We start from the raw sequence: 17319 nt of genomic DNA, 5'->3' as shown, positions 1-17319 counted from the left end.
TTTTGCAAGATCGTCCTCAGTTCAAAACGCAATCCCCCCGCTGAAAACCATCGGCAAAAAAGGCTAATTTATTACTAAGATTTGCTCGATTGAACGCGGAATATGCGCAAGCCGGTCCTGAAATCTCGCGGATCGATGGCGCTGAATCTCATTGCTTGTCAGAGCATGGTTGGGTCACAGCGGCCGTCTGCCATGACGATTTCTGAATTCGCCATATTGCAGCAGGCTATTTGACCCAGTCGAGCCCCATATCCTGATAAAGGCTGCGGTCCTCGTCCCAGTTCGCACTGACCTTGACGTGTAGATAAAGATGGACGGGCTTGCCCAATATGCCGGACAGTTCAGCCCGGGCTTTTGCACCGATTTCCTTTATCTGGTGGCCACCCTTGCCAAGAATGATAGCTTTCTGACTCGCCTTTTCGACGAGGATTTGCTGATGGATCTCGAGCGAACCATCAGGGCGCTCCTTATATTGTTCCATCGCGATGGCAGTCGCGTAGGGCAATTCTGCGTGCAACTGCCGAAACACCTGCTCGCGGGTGATCTCCGCCGCTAGTATACGCTCACTGGCATCGGACACCTGATCGGCAGGAAAGTGCCAGGGGCCTTCAGGCATCGCTTCTACCAGGAATGATCGCAATTCCTCCAGACCGTCGCCGGTTTTGGCGCTGACAAAGAATGTTTCGTCGAAATCAGCCAATTCATGCAGCTTGACGACATGGCCCAGCATCTTGTCCTTGGCGGCAATGTCGACTTTGTTCATGACGAGTATGGTCTTTTCGGAACGATGCTTGATGCGCTCCACGATCGAAGTGACCTTCGTCCCGAGACCGGCGCGTGCATCAACGAGCAAGACGATGATATCGGCGTCTTCCGCACCCTCCCAAGCAGCGGAGACCATTGCCCGGTCAAGGCGGCGATGCGGTTCGAAAATGCCTGGCGTGTCGACTAGCAGAAGCTGGGTGTCGTCCTCGATCGCAATGCCCAAAAGCCGCGTCCTTGTTGTTTGCGGCTTGGAGCTGGTGATCGCGACTTTCTGCCCTACCAGAGCATTGATCAGGGTTGATTTGCCCGCATTGGGGGCGCCTATCAATGCCACTACGCCGCATTTTTGCATCATGTGAATTTTTCCAGAAATTTCTTGGCCGCTTCGGTTTCAGCTGCCTGGATCGCCGAAGCCGTAGCTTCGACTTCACCAATATTGTTGACTTGCACCCTAACGGTGAACTTCAGATCGTGATGGGGGCCGCTTTTGTCGACCAGTTCATAGGTCGGGATCTTGCGATTATTGGCCGCAGCCCATTCCTGCAGTGCAGATTTGGGGTGCCTGATATCGGCAACGGTGGTGGTAAAACGGCTTTCCCAATGGTGGAGAATGAAGCTGCGTGCGGTCTCCATGCCATGGTCAATATAGACGGCGCCGATCAGAGACTCCATCACGTCGCCAAGAACCTTCATGCTTTGCCGCGCGCCATCGTCTCGCGCTTGCTTGCCCAGCAGGATGTGATCGCCAACGCCTATCTGCCGTGCGACATCGCCACATACCGAACCGGAAACCAGACCGTTGAGCCGCTGCGACAATTGGCCTTCGGGTTCCTGCGGAAACTGGTGATAGAGATGATCCGCAATCACCAGCCCCAATACCCGGTCGCCGAGAAATTCCAGGCGTTGATAGTCTTTCTGCCCGTGACTGCCGTGTGTTGCAGCCCGGATATAAAGCTCTGGCGTCTGCGGTCGTTTGCCGGTGATTTCGGCGATCCAGTCAAGAAATTCCGGACGGTTCAAAACCCTTCTCCGATGCGGTTCCAGCGTGCGGCACTGAACCATGTCCATGGCTTGATCCATTCGGCCGATCCATCGGTCGAGAACACAGATATCAGGGCTTTGCCGACAAGATTTTCTTCGGGCACCATTCCGATTGCCTGCCCCTCTTGCGCAGGAAAACGGCTGTCGGCGCTTCGGTCGCGGTTGTCTCCCATCAGAAACATATGGCCTTCCGGGACAACAAATGCCTGCGTGTCATCGCCTTCGCTATTCTCGTATATATCCAGAATATGATAGCTGACGCCGTTGGGCAGCGTTTCCTGAAATTGGGGATAGCGGCACACTGCCGCGCCGTTGCCTGCCGATATTTCAAATTCGGGACGATAACAAGGGCTGTTGGGAGTTACAGGATGTTCGAAATCCGCGATCCTCTTGCGTTTGACGGCTGTGCCGTTGATCGACACCACGCCCTTATTAACCTGGACGATGTCACCCGACAGGGCGATCACCCGCTTGATATAATCATCTGTAGCGCTGGGAGGCGCCTTGAACACGACGACATCACCCGGGGTGGGTGAATTGGCCAATATCCGCCCGGGAAACAGCGGAAGGTTGAAGGGCAGGCTATATTTGGAAAAGCCGTAAGGCCACTTCGCCACCAGCAGATAGTCTCCGACGACCAGCCGGGGCTGCATCGATTCTGATGGAATATTGAAGGGAGAGACAATGAAACTCCGCAAGATCAGGATGAACAATGCAAGTTTTACAAGGAACGCGACAAAGTCGCCCGTTTCCGATCGTTCTGCTTTATTTCGCGCCATGGCGCCCCTTCGCCGACAATGGCTGTGACGTCAAGATTTCTTGCGTCCCGGAACCGGCGGAGATTTTCAACTTGAGACGGGCCGGTTCGGCAGATAGGGCTGGGTAATCCACGAGATGCACGCAATTTCAGAACCAGAGATTGGATGATTGAATGACTTCAGACCATTGGCAGACGATCAAGGCCATGCCGCAGCTTTCGCTAAACCAGATGTTCGAGAAAGACGGCGATCGCGTCTCCCGCTTCGCGTTGCAACATGCCGGCCTCTATTTCGATTTTTCCAAAACCCATCTTGACGAGGATCTGGTGGGAGCCTTTCGGGATATGGCCGACACCTTGGGACTGTCGGCCAAGAGAGAAGCATTGATTGCCGGCGAGCCGGTCAATATCAGCGAAGGCCGGGCTGCCGAACATTGCGCAGAACGCGGAATCGGAAATCCGGCGAGTGTCGATAATGCCCATGCGCTGCACCAGCGTATGAAGAGCCTGATCGAAGTGATTGATTCCGGAGCTCTTGGTGAGTTCAGGCATATCATACATCTGGGTATCGGCGGTTCGGCCCTGGGACCCAAGATGCTGCACGAAGCTCTGAAACTGGGTGACGAGAAATATGAGCTCGCGGTGGTCTCGAACATCGACGGCGTGGCACTCGAACCGGTTCTGGAGCGATTTGATGCAGGCAAGACGTTGCTGGTCATAGCGTCCAAAACCTTCACCACCGCAGAGACTTTGTTGAACGCACAATCGGTAATCGACTGGATGACGGAGGAGGGTATCGCAGATCCCAGGGGGCAAGTCGTCGCCTTGACCGCCGATCCGGAGCAGGCGGTTGAATGGGGAGTCGATGAAACCCGCATCCTGCCATTCTCCGAGACGGTGGGCGGGCGTTATTCCTTATGGTCGTCGATCGGCTTCAGCGTCGCGCTGGCGCTCGGCTATGATGTGTTCGCGGATCTGCTGGCCGGGGCTGCCGCAATGGACCGGCATTTTCAGGATACGCCCTGGTCGCGGAATATTCCGGTCCTTGCCGCCTTTGCCGACCAATATTACACACAAGTTCGCGGATGCGAAACGAGAGCGGTATTTGCCTATGATGAACGTCTGGGCCTGGTGCCGGATTATCTCCAGCAGCTGGAAATGGAAAGCAATGGCAAATCCGTAACGCTGGATGGCGCACCGCTTGCACTGCATTCCAGTCCGATTGTCTGGGGTGGCGTCGGCACCGATGCCCAGCATGCGGTGTTCCAGCTTCTGCATCAGGGCAGCCATCTTGTCCCGGTCGAGTTTCTCGCGGTCATAGAAGCGGGGGATTCGCTCAGTCCCGCTCACCATAACGGCCTGCTACTCAATTGCTTCGCCCAGGGGGCGGCGTTGATGGCGGGCAAAAAATCCGATGACAGTCATCGAAACTATCAGGGTGACAGGCCCTCGGTCACGATATTATTGGAAGAATTGGAAGCATCTTCACTGGGTGCGCTGCTGGCCTTTTACGAGCACCGGACTTTTGTGAATGCGGTTTTGCTGAACATCAATCCATTCGATCAATTTGGCGTCGAGCTTGGCAAGCAAATGGCGAACAAGCTGGCGGCCGAGGATGGTAACCGATTGGACGCATCGACCGAAGAGTTAAAGAAGCGGGCTTTCGGAGCCTGACAACAAGGAATTATTGATGGCTGAATATGATTATGACCTGTTTGTTATCGGAGCAGGTTCTGGTGGAACGCGCGCCGCTCGGGTCTCCGCATCCTATGGTGCGAAAGTCGCTGTAGCCGAGGAATATCGGGTCGGCGGTACCTGCGTCATCCGCGGCTGCGTGCCGAAGAAGCTGCTGGTCTATGGTTCGCATTTTTCGGAAGAACTGGAGGACGGCAAGAATTTTGGCTGGACCTGGGACAATGCCAAATTCGACTGGGCCAGACTGCGTGATCATGTCCTCAAGGACGTCGACCGGCTGAACAATGCCTATACCGATACGTTGAAAAACCACGGGGTTGAGATCATTCTCGAGCGTGCCGAACTGACCGGACCGCACGAGATCAAGCTGGCTGGCGGCAAGACTGTGACGGCCAAATATATTTTGATTGCGGTGGGGGCTTGGCCTGCGGTTGCTGATTTTCCCGGTAGTGATCTGATGTCGACTTCGAACGACATGTTCCATCTCGAGAAGCTGCCGGAGACTATCATCATTGCCGGAGGCGGCTATATCGCCAATGAATTTGCCGGTATTTTCAACGGTTTGGGTAGCGAAGTCACGGTGGTCAACCGGTCCGACATCATTTTGCGCGGCTATGACGAGAGCGTCCGGGACCGGCTGATCCAGATCTCGCTTGCCAAGGGCATCGATTTCAAATTCAACTGCGCATTCGACAAGATCGAGAAGCGCGATGATGGCGCCCTCGATGTGTATATGGACGGCAAAAAAGAGCCGATTCGTACCGATATTGTGCTCGCAGCGACCGGAAGGCGACCAAAAGTCGACGGTTTGGGACTGGAAAATGCCGGCGTCGCAACGAACGACAAAAATGCGATCATCGTCGACGACTATAGCCGGACCAATGTCGAGAATATCTACGCTGTCGGCGATGTGACCGATCGCGTGCAGCTGACACCAATCGCGATCCGCGAAGGACAGGCTTTTGCCGATACCGTATTCGGCGACAATCCGCGCACCGTCGATTATGACAATATTCCATCCGCCGTATTCTCGCAGCCGCCCATTGCCTCGGTCGGTCTGACCGAGAGCCAGGCACGCGAGCAATATGGCAATATCAAGGTCTATTCGTCCGATTTCCGCGCCATGCGCAATGTCTTTGCCGACCGGGCCGAGCGCAGCCTCTACAAGATGATCGTCGAACATCCGACCGAGAAGATCCTCGGCCTGCACATGATCGGCCCCGACGCACCGGAAATTTTGCAGGCTGCGGCCATCGCGGTAAAAGCGGGGCTCACCAAACAGGCGTTCGACGATACCGTGGCCCTGCACCCGAGCATGGCCGAGGAACTGGTCCTGTTTAAATAGATAACGTTACGGCTTCCGTAGCGAAAAGGTCAGGTTTAATCGCGCGATTAATTACTATTGACGATTGCCTAACCGGCTGTGCATTGACTAGGGCATATCGCACCAAGTGATTCACAGCCGGGGGTTTGATGTCAGACATTATCGCACAATTGGAAGCCAAGCGCGCCGAAGCCATGCTCGGCGGCGGGCAGAAGCGGATCGATAGCCAGCATGCAAAAGGCAAGCTGACCGCACGCGAACGGATCGAGATCCTGCTCGACGAGGATTCGTTCGAAGAGATCGACATGTATGTCGAACATAATTGCGTCGATTTCGGAATGGAAAAGACCAAGATCGCGGGCGACGGTGTGGTCACCGGTTCGGGTACGATCAACGGCCGTCTGGTCTATGTCTTCTCCCAGGACTTCACCGTGTTCGGCGGTTCGCTCTCCGAACGTCATGCCGAAAAGATCTGCAAGGTTCTGGAAAACGCCATGAAAGTCGGCGCTCCGGTCATCGGCATCAATGACAGCGGCGGTGCGCGTATTCAGGAAGGCGTGGCATCGCTCGGCGGCTATGCCGATGTGTTCCAGCGCAATGTGCTGGCCAGCGGCGTCATTCCGCAGCTCAGCCTGATCATGGGCCCCTGCGCCGGTGGTGCGGTCTATTCGCCCGCGATGACCGACTTCATCTTCATGGTGAAGGACAGCAGCTATATGTTCGTCACCGGCCCCGATGTGGTCAAGACGGTGACCAACGAGATTGTGACGCAGGAAGAACTGGGCGGAGCGGTCACGCATACGACCAAAACCAGCGTTGCCGATGTCGCTTATGACAATGATATCGAAGCACTGCTCGCCGCCCGTGATTTCATCGACTTCATGCCGCTTTCCAACCGCGAAGAAGTGCCGGAACGGCCGACCGCCGATCCATGGGACCGTCTGGAAGAAAGCCTCGACACGCTGATCCCGGATAACGCCAACCAGCCTTATGATATGCACGAAGTCATCCGCAAGATGGTCGACGAGGGCGATTTCTTTGAAGTCCAGCCCGCCCATGCGGGCAATATCATCTGCGGCTTTGGCCGGATGGAAGGCTCCACCGTCGGTGTCGTCGCCAACCAGCCGATGGTGCTCGCCGGATGCCTCGATATCAACGCGTCCAAGAAAGCGGCGCGCTTTGTCCGCTATTGCGATGCGTTCAATATCCCAATCGTGACTCTGGTTGATGTTCCCGGCTTCCTGCCCGGCACTTCACAGGAGCATAATGGCATCATCAAGCACGGCGCGAAATTGCTCTTTGCCTATGCCGAAGCAACGGTGCCGAAAATCACCATCATCACCCGCAAAGCCTATGGCGGCGCTTACGACGTGATGGCCTCGAAGCATCTGCGCGGCGATCTCAACTATGCCTGGCCCACCGCCGAAATTGCCGTGATGGGCGCCAAGGGCGCGGTCGAGATCATCTTCCGCGGCAAGACCGAAGAGGAAATCGCGGAGAAAACGCAAGAATATGAAGCGCGTTTTGCCAACCCGTTTATCGCGGCGCAAAAAGGCTTTATTGATGAAGTGATCCTGCCGCACTCGACCCGGCGTCGGGTGGCTCTGGGGTTGCGGAAACTGCGGAATAAGCAGTTAGAGAACCCTTGGAAGAAGCATGACAATATTCCGTTGTAGGATTGGATAAGCATCATGGGTTGGTTAAAAAAAGAACGAGATAAGTCAGCTGAATTTACCCCGGAGATGATTGCTGAAGCAAAGAAAAATCCAGGCGGGAACGTTTACAAAATCGACTGGGACTATCCCGACGACCAAAAGGTGCCGCCCGAAGCCATAGTCGGGGCCTATGAAGTAGATGATGCAGGAAACTTGACGGGAGTTTTTCACGAAAATGATAATTACCGCGCTATTGTTTCTGCGAAACGTCAACCTCAAAATTATATGTTAGAATGTATTAAGGGCACGTCGGAATTTAATGGGCAATGGGTCGTCGAGGCGGATCCTAGTGTCCATGACAGTTTCCCGAATTTTCCAAAAGAGTGGCAAATTGGAAGCTGGTACGTCGGTGATAAAGGGGAATTTACTAGTCAGTTTCGCCCAAATGCAAAATATATTGGTGACATTGAGACGTGAAATTCAACTGCCTTATCTGCTTTTCAAGTGAGTTCCCGGAGATAGAATGCCAACAGGACTAGTAGCCCTACTCGACGACGTCGCAGCCATTGCGAAAGTTGCTGCCGCATCCATTGATGATATTGGCGCCGCAGCCGCGCGTGCTGGCACGAAATCTGCTGGCGTGGTGATCGACGATGCGGCGGTTACGCCGACCTATGTCACCGGTTTTGATCCGTCGCGCGAATTGCCGATGATCTGGAAAATCACCAAGGGATCGTTCAAGAACAAACTGGTCTTTTTGCTACCCGCAGCGGTCCTATTGGGGCAATTTGCACCCTTTTTGATACCGATCATCCTCATTTTCGGCGGATTGTTCCTCTGTTACGAAGCGGCCGAGAAGGTCCTGGAATTTTTCCACGTCGACGAGTCCACAAAGCATGAGCAGCCCGCGATTATCGAGGGGCCGGGGCGCGAGAAAGAGATGGTCTCGGGCGCGATCCGTACCGACCTGATCCTGTCCGGCGAGATCATGGCTATCGCGCTGTCCGAACTGACCGACCAGGTCTGGTGGGAACAGGCGATCATATTGGCGATCATCGGCATTGCGATTACCGTGGCGGTCTATGGCGCGGTCGCGCTGATCGTGAAGATGGACGATATTGGCCTGCATATTGCGCAGAATAACGAGGGCGCTTTGCGCTCCTTCGGCTGCAGTCTTGTCCGGCTGATGCCGAAATTACTCGCTGCCCTGTCAATCATCGGCACGCTGGCCATGGCCTGGGTCGGTGGTGGACTGCTGGTCCACAATATCGCTGCGCTGGGCTGGCATGGTCCGGAACATCTGATCGACTGGCTCTCGCATCCCTTGCTCGGCCTGTTCCCGGCCTCGGCCAAGCTGATGGTCGGTGGTATCGCCTTTGCCCTCTTGTCGGGCATTTTGGGTGTTCTCGTGGGGGCGGGCATCGCGCCGCTGGTCCATAAATTCATGCCGCACGGAGACGAGGCGAGCGAATGACTGGCATCTGGGATCTCTTCAAGGAAAACTGGCACTTTGCCTTCGCTTTATTTGCCCTGGTCAGTCATGCGGCATATTTGCGCAAGGTTCCAAAATATCGATATTATGCGAGCGCATTCTTCGAGATTGATCGTGCGACCGACCCCGAGAAGCTGCAAAGATGGTATCGATGGGATGTCGCCATCACGGGCATGTTTGCCGTCTTGCTCATTTCAACCCTAATATACGAGATTGTCCGATGAAACTAGGTCGCCTTAACCATATCGGTGTTGTCACGCCGTCGATCACCGACAGTATCGCCCACTGGCGCGATGTCATGGGCGCTACGTCTATTTGCGAGCCCTTTGACCTGCCGGCGCAGGGCGTGAAGGTCTGTTTCGTCGATACGCCGGCGGAAGGCCCGACCAACGGCACCCAGATCGAGCTGATCGAGCCGCTCGGCGAAGACAGCCCGATACACGGCTTTCTGACCAAGAACCCGCTCGGCGGGCAACATCATATCTGTTTTGAAGTGCCGGACATTCACGCCGCGAAGGCCGAGTTCGAAGCGATGGGCAAGCGCGTCCTCGGCGAACCGCGCATCGGCGCGCACGGCACGCTTATCTTTTTTGTCCATCCCAAGGATATGGGCGGGATGCTAACCGAGATTATGGAAACGCCTGAAGGGCATTAATCTTACGCTCGTCATCCTGAACTTGTTTCAGGATCTCGCTGGGTCCTGAAACAAGTTCAGGATGACGAGACATTCAAAAGGACCGAACATGGAATTCGAAAATATCAAGCTCGACATCGCCGATCAGGTGGCCACCATCACGCTCAACAAGCCGGAGCGGCTCAACGCCTGTTCGCTGGGGATGGCGGATGACATTTTCATCGCGCTGGACAAGCTGGAGGATGCGCGCGCGCTGGTGATCACCGGCGAAGGCCGTGCGTTCTGTGCCGGCGCCGATTTGCAGGCGAAGAATGACAGCGCCTTGTCGGGCGGGCAGGGCAGCTATGCCGCGCTCAACCAGCATTATAACCCGCTGATGCTGAAACTGGCGAAGCTCGACATTCCGACGATCACTGCGGTCAACGGACCGGCTGCCGGCGTCGGTTGTTCGATTGCGCTGGCGAGCGACTTCGCGATTGCCGGGAAGTCGGCTTATTTTCTGCAGGCCTTCGTCAATATCGGCCTTGTGCCCGATGGCGGCGCATCGTGGATGCTGACCCGTATTGTCGGCAAGGCCCGCGCAACGGAAATGATGCTGCTCGGCGAGAAGATCCATGGCGAGAAGGCTGCGGACTGGGGACTGATCTATAAATGCGTTGAAGATGCTGCGCTGATGGATGAGGCAGGTATGCTGGCAAAACGCTTGGCGGGTGGCCCGACCGTGGCTCTCGGCGTCATGCGCCAGAATCTGGCAGCTGCGCTCGAAAGCGATTATGCTTCGGCGCTGGTGCGGGAAGCCGAAGGCCAGCGGATTGCCGGCGACAGCAAGGACGCGCGCGAAGGCGCGATTGCCTTTCTGCAGAAGCGGCCAACAGAATTTAAGGGTGAGTAGACCGCTCACCGTTAACGGCTGATTTGGACGAATATTACAAGCAAGGCAGATATGACCGATAAACCGACGATCAAAGACTGGCAGGAACTGGCTGACAAGGAAGTGAAGGGCCGCGACCTCACTTGGGAAACGCCCGAGGGTATCGCTGTCAAACCGCTTTATACGGCAGAAGACGCTGGTGACCCCGGTCTGCCCGGCTTCGGTCCGTTCACCCGGGGCGTCAAGGCCAGCATGTATGCCGGGCGGCCGTGGACGATCCGCCAATATGCCGGTTTCTCGACCGCAGAGGAATCCAACGCCTTTTATCGTCGCAATCTTGCTGCAGGGCAAAAGGGCCTCTCGGTAGCCTTCGATCTTGCTACGCACCGCGGCTATGACAGCGACCATCCGCGCGTGGTCGGTGATGTCGGCAAGGCCGGCGTCGCGATTGACAGCGTCGAGGATATGAAAATCCTGTTCGACCAGATCCCGCTCGACGAAATGTCGGTGTCGATGACGATGAACGGCGCTGTTATTCCGTGTCTCGCCTTCTACATCATCGCGGCGGAAGAGCAGGGGGTCTCGCAGGACAAGCTGTCCGGCACGATCCAGAATGATATTCTCAAAGAGTTCATGGTGCGGAATACCTATATCTATCCGCCTGCGCCTTCGATGCGGATCATCTCCGACATTATCGGTTATACGTCCGAGCATATGCCGAAGTTCAACAGCATCTCGATCAGCGGCTATCATATGCATGAAGCGGGCGCGACGGCGGTTCAGGAACTGGCCTTCACCATTGCCGATGGCCGCGAATATGCCAAACAGGCGATGGCGACGGGGCTGGATATCGATGCTTTTGCAGGTCGTCTGAGTTTCTTCTTTGGCATCGGCATGAATTTCTTCATGGAAGTCGCGAAGCTGCGGGCGGCGCGGACATTGTGGCATCGGGTGATGACCGATCTCGGCGCGCAATCCGAACGGTCGAAAATGCTGCGCACCCACTGCCAGACGTCGGGCGTGTCGCTGACTGAGCAAGATCCCTACAATAACGTCATCCGCACGACGATTGAGGCGATGGCCGCGACTTTGGGCGGAACCCAGTCGCTGCACACCAATGCGCTGGACGAAGCGATCGCGCTGCCGACCGATTTCTCGGCCCGAATTGCGCGGAACACGCAGATCGTGTTGCAGGAAGAAGCCGGCATTACCAAGGTCGTCGATCCGCTCGGCGGCAGCTATTATGTCGAGGCGCTGACCGAGGAACTGGTCGACAAGGCTTGGGAAATTATCGAACGCGTGGGTTCGGAAGGCGGCATGGCGAAAGCGGTTGCCGATGGCTGGCCCAAGGCGATGATCGAGGAAGCCGCTGCCGGTCGTCAGGCCGCCGTGGACAAGGGCGACGCGGTGATCGTCGGCGTCAACAAATATCGCCTTCCCGAAGAAGACGCGATGGAAACGCTCGACATCGACAATGCGAAAGTCCGCCAGGGCCAGATTGCCCGGCTCGAGAAAATGCGCGCCGATCGCGACGAGGCTGCCTGTCAGGCGGCGCTCAAGGCGCTGACCGATGGCGCGAAAGGCGGCGGCAATGTGCTGGCGCTGGCCGTCGATGCGGCGCGCAAACGGGCTTCGCTCGGCGAGATATCCGACGCGATGGAAGCGGTCTTCGGCCGCTACGAGACCCAGCCGACACCGGTCAAGGGCATTTACGGCAAGGCTTATGAAGGCGATGCCCGCTATGCGATGGTGATCGAAGGTGTTGACGCGGTCTCGCAACGGCTTGGTCGCAAGCCGAAAATCCTCGTCGCAAAAATGGGGCAGGACGGTCATGACCGCGGCGCCAATGTCGTGTCGAGCGCGTTCACCGACATGGGTTTCGACGTGATTTCCGGACCCTTGTTCCAGACGCCCGGGGAAACCCGCGATCTCGCTCTGGCGGAAAATGTCGATGCAGTCGGCGCGTCCAGTCTGGCGGCGGGCCACAAGACATTGATCCCCGAACTGATCAACCTGCTGAAAGAGTCCGGGCGCGGCGATATCAAGGTATTTGCCGGCGGCGTTATCCCGGCCAAGGACTATGAATTCCTGCGCAAGAGCGGCGTGGTCGGAATCTATGGACCAGGCAGCAATATTGTGGAATGTGCCGCCGACATATTGAGATTGCTGGGGCATAATATGCCTCCTGAAGAGGAAGCTGCGGAATGAATTTAGACGAAAATATTAGTTCCCCGCCGCAGGGCGGGGCCCAGACGATTGCTCAGGACAGTTCTGGACCCTGCCCTGCGGCAGGGAACACAGTCCGCAACGACTGGACCCGCGAGGAAATCGCCGCCTTGTTCGACCTGCCGTTCGACGAACTCGTTTTTCAGGCGGCAACCGTCCATCGCGCCAATCACAAGCCCGGAGAGGTCCAGCTTTCAACCCTGCTGTCGATCAAGACCGGCGGCTGCCCCGAAGATTGCGGCTATTGCAACCAGTCCGCCGGCGCGAAATCGGGCCTGAAGGCGGAGAAACTGCTCGACGTGCGCACCGTGCTGCAAAATGCGGCGCAGGCGAAGGATCGCGGATCCTCCCGCTTCTGCATGGGCGCTGCCTGGCGTAATCCCAAAGACCGCGACATGCCGGCGATCATCGAGATGATCAAGGGCGTCCGGCAGATGGGCATGGAAACCTGCATGACATTGGGTATGCTGACCAAGGAACAGTCGGAAATGCTGTCCGAAGCGGGTCTCGATTATTATAATCACAATATCGATACTTCGCCTGAGCATTATGAGAAGGTGATCACCACGCGTACCTTCGACGACCGTCTCGAAACGCTCGAAAATGTACGAAACAGCGGCATCAACGTCTGCTCCGGCGGCATCGTCGGCATGGGCGAGACCCGCGAAGACCGGGTCGGTTTTGTCCATGCTCTGGCGACCCTGCCGAAACATCCGGAAAGTGTTCCGGTTAATGCACTGGTCCCGGTCAAGGGCACCGTGCTCGGCGATATGCTTGCCGATACACCGCTGGCAAAGATCGACGATATCGAATTTGTCCGCACGATAGCCGTGGCACGGATCACCATGCCCGCTTCGATGGTCCGCCTGTCCGCTGGCCGCGAAAGCATGAGCGAAAGCACGCAGGCTTTGTGTTTCCTTGCCGGTGCCAACAGCATCTTCACCGGCGACAAATTGCTGACCACCGGCAACGCCGGCGATGATGCGGACGAGACGTTATTCGCTAAACTGGGTCTGGTTCCGATGGAAGCGGAACAGCGGGAATGCAAGCTGGAGGCGGCTGAGTAATTATGCTCAGAAATATTCTGATCGCAAACCAGCGCATTGTCATTGCGAGCGCAGCGAAGCAATCCAGAGGGTCGCTTGCCGCTCTGGATTGCCACGTCGCTCCGCTCCTCGCAATGACGGCGCCGGGAATGCGTAACTTTGGAGAAGAACTTGTTTAAGAAGATACTCATAGCCAACCGTGGCGAAATTGCCTGCCGCGTCATTCGCACCGCCCAGAAAATGGGTATCAAGACGGTAGCCGTCTATTCCGATGCGGATGCGCGGAGCCCGCATGTCAAGATGGCGGACGAAGCGGTCCATATCGGTCCTTCTCCTGCCGCAGAATCCTATCTGATCGCCGAGAAGATCATCCAGGCTTGCAAGGACACCGGCGCGGAAGCCGTGCATCCCGGCTATGGTTTTCTGTCCGAGCGCACGAGCTTCGCGCAGGAACTGGCGGACAATGATATTGCCTTTATCGGGCCGCCACCCAATGCGATCGCCGCGATGGGCGACAAGATCGAGTCGAAGAAACTGGCCGAGAAGGCAGGCGTCAGCGTTGTTCCCGGTCATATTGGCGAGATTGACGATACCGAACATGCCGTGCGCATTTCTTCGGAAATCGGCTATCCGGTGATGATGAAAGCCAGTGCCGGCGGCGGCGGCAAGGGCATGCGCCTCGCGTGGAACGAGAAAGACGTTCGCGAAGGCTTTGAGGCGACCAAGCGCGAAGGCCTTGCCAGCTTTGGCGATGACCGCGTGTTTATCGAGAAATTCATCGAACAGCCGCGCCATATCGAAATCCAGGTGCTCGGCGATAAACATGGCAATGTTATCTATCTGGGCGAACGTGAATGTTCGATCCAGCGGCGCCACCAGAAGGTCGTCGAGGAAGCGCCATCGCCCTTCGTCGATCCGGAAATGCGCAAGAAAATGGGCGAACAGGCGGTCGCTTTGTCGCAGGCCGTGGGCTATTATAGCGCCGGTACGGTCGAGCTGATCGTGGGCGCGGACAAGAGCTTCTATTTCCTTGAAATGAACACCCGTCTGCAGGTCGAGCATCCGGTCACCGAATATATCACCGGTCTCGATCTGGTCGAACAGATGATCCGCGTCGCCTATGGCGAGAAACTGCCGCTGACCCAGGACGAGGTCACCCTGACGGGCTGGGCGGTCGAAAACCGTGTCTATGCAGAAGATCCTTATCGCGGCTTCCTGCCGTCCACCGGTCGTCTGGTCAAATATCGGCCACCGGCAGCCGAAGAGGGTATTCGCGTCGACGATGGCGTGGCCGAAGGCGGCGAGGTGTCGATCTTCTACGATCCGATGATCGCCAAGCTGATCACCTATGGCGAGACCCGGATCGAGGCGATTGACCGCCAGATCGACGCGCTCAACCGGTTCGAGCTGGTTGGCCCCGGTCACAATATCGATTTCCTCTCGGCGCTGATGCAGCACGAGCGTTTCCGTGAAGGTAATATCACCACCAATTTCATCGCCGAGGAATATCCCGACGGTTTCCAGGGCGCTCCGGCGTCGGACGAACTGATTGCCAATCTTGCCGCTATCGGCGCTTTTGCCGCGACAGCGCACGCCGACCGCGCGCGCCGCGTCGACAGCCAGCTCGGCAAGCGGCTCGAAGCGCCATCGGAATGGCAGGTCAAGATCGGTGACAAGACGATGGATGTTACCATCTCGGAAGAAGAAATTTCGGTCGATGGCGTCGCGATCGATCTGTCCACCGAATATACGCCGGGTGACAGCCTGATCCTCGCCGAGGTTGCGGGCAAGCCGCTGTCGGTGAAGATCGCCAAGACCGCCGACGGTTTTGCGCTCAACAGCCATGGCGCGACCCACAAAGCACGGATATTGCCGGCCCATGTTGCGCAACATGCCGTGCACATGATCGAGAAGATCCCGCCCGATCTCTCGAAATTCCTGCTCTGCCCGATGCCCGGCCTGCTGGTCGCACTGCATGTGGGCGAGGGCGACGCCGTTGTCGAGGGCCAGCCGCTGGCGGTGGTCGAGGCCATGAAAATGGAGAATATTCTCCGGGCCGAGAAAAACGGCGTGGTAAAATCCGTGGAAGCCGCGCAAGGTGATAGCCTTGCCGTCGATGCCGTGATACTCGAACTGGAATAGAGTGATCGCCTTGGGGAGGGCAAGATATGGCCAGTGATGTAGCAGCGGCGGGGCAACGCGAGCCGACGCAGAAGGAAATAAGACTGGTCATAGCGGCCTCTTCCGCCGGCACCATTTTCGAATGGTATGACTTTTTTATCTACGGCACGCTCTTCTACATCATCGGGCCGACCTTCTTCCCGAGCGGCAATCCGACGCTCGAAATATTGATGGTATGGGCGACCTTCGCCATCGGTTTCGGTTTCCGTCCGGTCGGCGCCATTCTGTTCGGCTTTCTCGGCGACAAGCTGGGCCGCAAATATACGTTCCTTGTCACGGTTACGCTGATGGGCATTGCCACTGCCGGCGTCGGCTTGATCCCCAGCGCCGAGACGATCGGTCTGGCGGCGCCGCTGATTGTGATTTTCCTTCGGATATTGCAGGGTCTGGCGCTGGGCGGGGAATATGGCGGCGCGGCCATCTATGTCGCGGAACATGCGCCGACCAACAAGCGCGGCTATTATACCAGCTATATCCAGGCCAGCGTCGCCGGCGGTTTCGTTCTCTCGATCGGCGTCATATTGGCCTGCCGTTTCCTGATCCCGGAACAGGCGTTCAACGACTGGGGCTGGCGGGTGCCGTTCCTGCTGTCGATCATCCTGCTGGCGATATCGCTGTGGATGCGGCTGAAGCTCAACGAGAGTCCGGTGTTCCAGGCGATGAAGGCCGCGGGCGAGACCGCAGGCAATCCCTTTGTCGAAAGCTTCACCTATCCGGGCAACAAGAAACGTATCTTCGTCGCCCTGTTCGGCATCACCGGCGTGTTGACGACGATCTGGTACACGGCCTTTTTCTCCGGCATGTCCTTTCTGCGCGGACCGATGAACATGGAGGCGCGCACCGTCGACATCATATTGTTCGTCTCCGGCCTGATCGCCATGTCCTTCTATCTGGTGGTCGGCAAATGGTCGGACCGGGTGGGGCGCAAGAAACCGATCATCGTCGGTGCTTTGCTCTCGCTGCTGTTGCTGTTCCCAGCCTTCTGGGGCCTGGGCCAGCTCGCCAATCCCGGCCTGACCGAAGCCGCACAGACGAGCCCCGTCCGGGTCGAGGGTAATGCATGCAGCACCGATCCCTTTGCCGAACTGTTCAGCCGCGAACAGAGCGATTGCGGCAAGATTCTGGAAACGCTGACATCTGCAGGCGTTTCCTATACGCTGGTCGATGCCAGCGCGCTGAAACTCAGTGCCGGCAATAACAACATACCGATCAATCCGGACTGGATGGCAGACGGCGCCGCCCGCAGCAGTGGCATTCGCGACGCGCTTGCCGCCTTTGGCTATGATTTTGCCAAGCAGCAGCCAGATATGGCCAGCATATTGGGCATTGTCGCGATCCTCCTGGTACTGGGCGCTCTGAGCGCTCTGACCTACGGATCGGTTGCGGCGTTGTTATCGGAAATGTTCCCGGCCAAGATCCGCTACAGCTCGATGTCGATACCCTATCATATCGGGGCCGGATATCTTGGCGGCTTCCTGCCGCTGATTGCCGGATATATCGTCGCCCGGTCAGGCGATATATATGCCGGTCTCTGGTACACATGGGCGGTCGTCGCTTTCGGAGTCATCGTTGCCTGGTGGGGCATACCGAACGACCCCGAAGCGGCTCTCGACGAAGACCGATAAAGGCCCT

15 protein-coding genes are annotated in these 17319 nt (G+C 57.0%); 12 read left to right on the top strand and 3 right to left on the bottom strand.

The features are described from left to right. Positions 1 to 226: 226 nt before the first annotated feature. Genes era through lepB form a run of 3 tightly spaced genes read right to left on the bottom strand, consistent with a single transcriptional unit; the run spans position 227 to position 2585 of the window. Complete coding sequence (gene era, locus CHN51_RS15360) at positions 227 to 1120, bottom strand: GTPase Era (RefSeq protein ID WP_100094807.1); 894 nt, start codon at positions 1118 to 1120, stop codon at positions 227 to 229. After that, the gene (gene rnc / locus CHN51_RS15355; RefSeq protein WP_240616761.1) at positions 1117 to 1785 is read right to left on the bottom strand and encodes a ribonuclease III; all 669 of its coding nucleotides are present in this window, start codon (positions 1783 to 1785) and stop codon (positions 1117 to 1119) included. The genes era and rnc overlap by 4 nt, the downstream gene beginning before the upstream one ends. Beyond that, positions 1782 to 2585: a signal peptidase I gene (gene lepB, locus CHN51_RS15350; RefSeq protein ID WP_100094806.1), complete on the bottom strand. Its 804-nt coding sequence runs from the start codon at positions 2583 to 2585 to the stop codon at positions 1782 to 1784. Before lepB ends, rnc begins: the two co-directional genes overlap by 4 nt. A gap of 152 nt (positions 2586 to 2737) precedes the next feature. Here lepB and pgi point away from each other — a divergent pair, with 152 nt between their 5' ends. The 12 genes from pgi (at position 2738) to CHN51_RS15290 (ending at position 17312) form a co-directional block, all read left to right on the top strand. Beyond that, a complete protein-coding gene (gene pgi, locus CHN51_RS15345; protein WP_100094805.1) occupies positions 2738 to 4237 on the top strand; it encodes a glucose-6-phosphate isomerase in 1500 nt (499 codons plus the stop codon). 16 nt (positions 4238 to 4253) lie between these two features. Then, positions 4254 to 5603 (top strand): glutathione-disulfide reductase, encoded by a 1350-nt coding sequence (gene gor / locus CHN51_RS15340; protein WP_100094804.1) that lies wholly within the window; start codon positions 4254 to 4256, stop codon positions 5601 to 5603. Between the two features lie 128 nt (positions 5604 to 5731). Continuing rightward, positions 5732 to 7258: an acyl-CoA carboxylase subunit beta gene (locus tag CHN51_RS15335; RefSeq protein ID WP_100094803.1), complete on the top strand. Its 1527-nt coding sequence runs from the start codon at positions 5732 to 5734 to the stop codon at positions 7256 to 7258. A gap of 15 nt (positions 7259 to 7273) precedes the next feature. Next, on the top strand, positions 7274 to 7714 hold the full coding sequence (locus CHN51_RS19590; RefSeq protein ID WP_123906332.1) for a hypothetical protein: 441 nt from the start codon (positions 7274 to 7276) through the stop codon (positions 7712 to 7714). Positions 7715 to 7760: 46 nt separating this feature from the next. Beyond that, the gene (locus CHN51_RS15325; protein ID WP_100094802.1) at positions 7761 to 8711 is read left to right on the top strand and encodes a DUF808 domain-containing protein; all 951 of its coding nucleotides are present in this window, start codon (positions 7761 to 7763) and stop codon (positions 8709 to 8711) included. Beyond that, a complete protein-coding gene (locus tag CHN51_RS15320) occupies positions 8708 to 8953 on the top strand; it encodes a hypothetical protein (RefSeq protein ID WP_100094801.1) in 246 nt (81 codons plus the stop codon). The genes CHN51_RS15325 and CHN51_RS15320 overlap by 4 nt, the downstream gene beginning before the upstream one ends. Further along, positions 8950 to 9384 carry a methylmalonyl-CoA epimerase gene (gene mce / locus CHN51_RS15315; RefSeq protein WP_100094800.1) on the top strand — a complete coding sequence of 145 codons (435 nt, stop codon included), beginning with the start codon at positions 8950 to 8952 and terminating at the stop codon, positions 9382 to 9384. The genes CHN51_RS15320 and mce overlap by 4 nt, the downstream gene beginning before the upstream one ends. An 88-nt stretch (positions 9385 to 9472) precedes the next feature. Beyond that, a complete protein-coding gene (locus CHN51_RS15310; protein ID WP_100094799.1) occupies positions 9473 to 10255 on the top strand; it encodes an enoyl-CoA hydratase-related protein in 783 nt (260 codons plus the stop codon). Between the two features lie 51 nt (positions 10256 to 10306). After that, positions 10307 to 12442: a methylmalonyl-CoA mutase gene (gene scpA / locus CHN51_RS15305; RefSeq protein ID WP_100094798.1), complete on the top strand. Its 2136-nt coding sequence runs from the start codon at positions 10307 to 10309 to the stop codon at positions 12440 to 12442. Continuing rightward, positions 12439 to 13527 carry a biotin synthase BioB gene (bioB, locus tag CHN51_RS15300; protein WP_100094797.1) on the top strand — a complete coding sequence of 363 codons (1089 nt, stop codon included), beginning with the start codon at positions 12439 to 12441 and terminating at the stop codon, positions 13525 to 13527. Before scpA ends, bioB begins: the two co-directional genes overlap by 4 nt. A 150-nt stretch (positions 13528 to 13677) precedes the next feature. Next, positions 13678 to 15648: an acetyl/propionyl/methylcrotonyl-CoA carboxylase subunit alpha gene (locus CHN51_RS15295; RefSeq protein ID WP_100094796.1), complete on the top strand. Its 1971-nt coding sequence runs from the start codon at positions 13678 to 13680 to the stop codon at positions 15646 to 15648. Positions 15649 to 15674: 26 nt separating this feature from the next. Beyond that, entirely contained in the window at positions 15675 to 17312 is a 1638-nt protein-coding gene (locus tag CHN51_RS15290; protein ID WP_100094795.1) for an MFS transporter, read from the top strand. Positions 17313 to 17319: the final 7 nt, after the last annotated feature.

Origin of the sequence: Sphingorhabdus sp. YGSMI21 (genome assembly GCF_002776575.1) — a bacterium.
Classification (GTDB): Bacteria; Pseudomonadota; Alphaproteobacteria; order Sphingomonadales; family Sphingomonadaceae; genus Parasphingorhabdus.
This window is presented reverse-complemented; position numbering and strand designations above follow the sequence as displayed.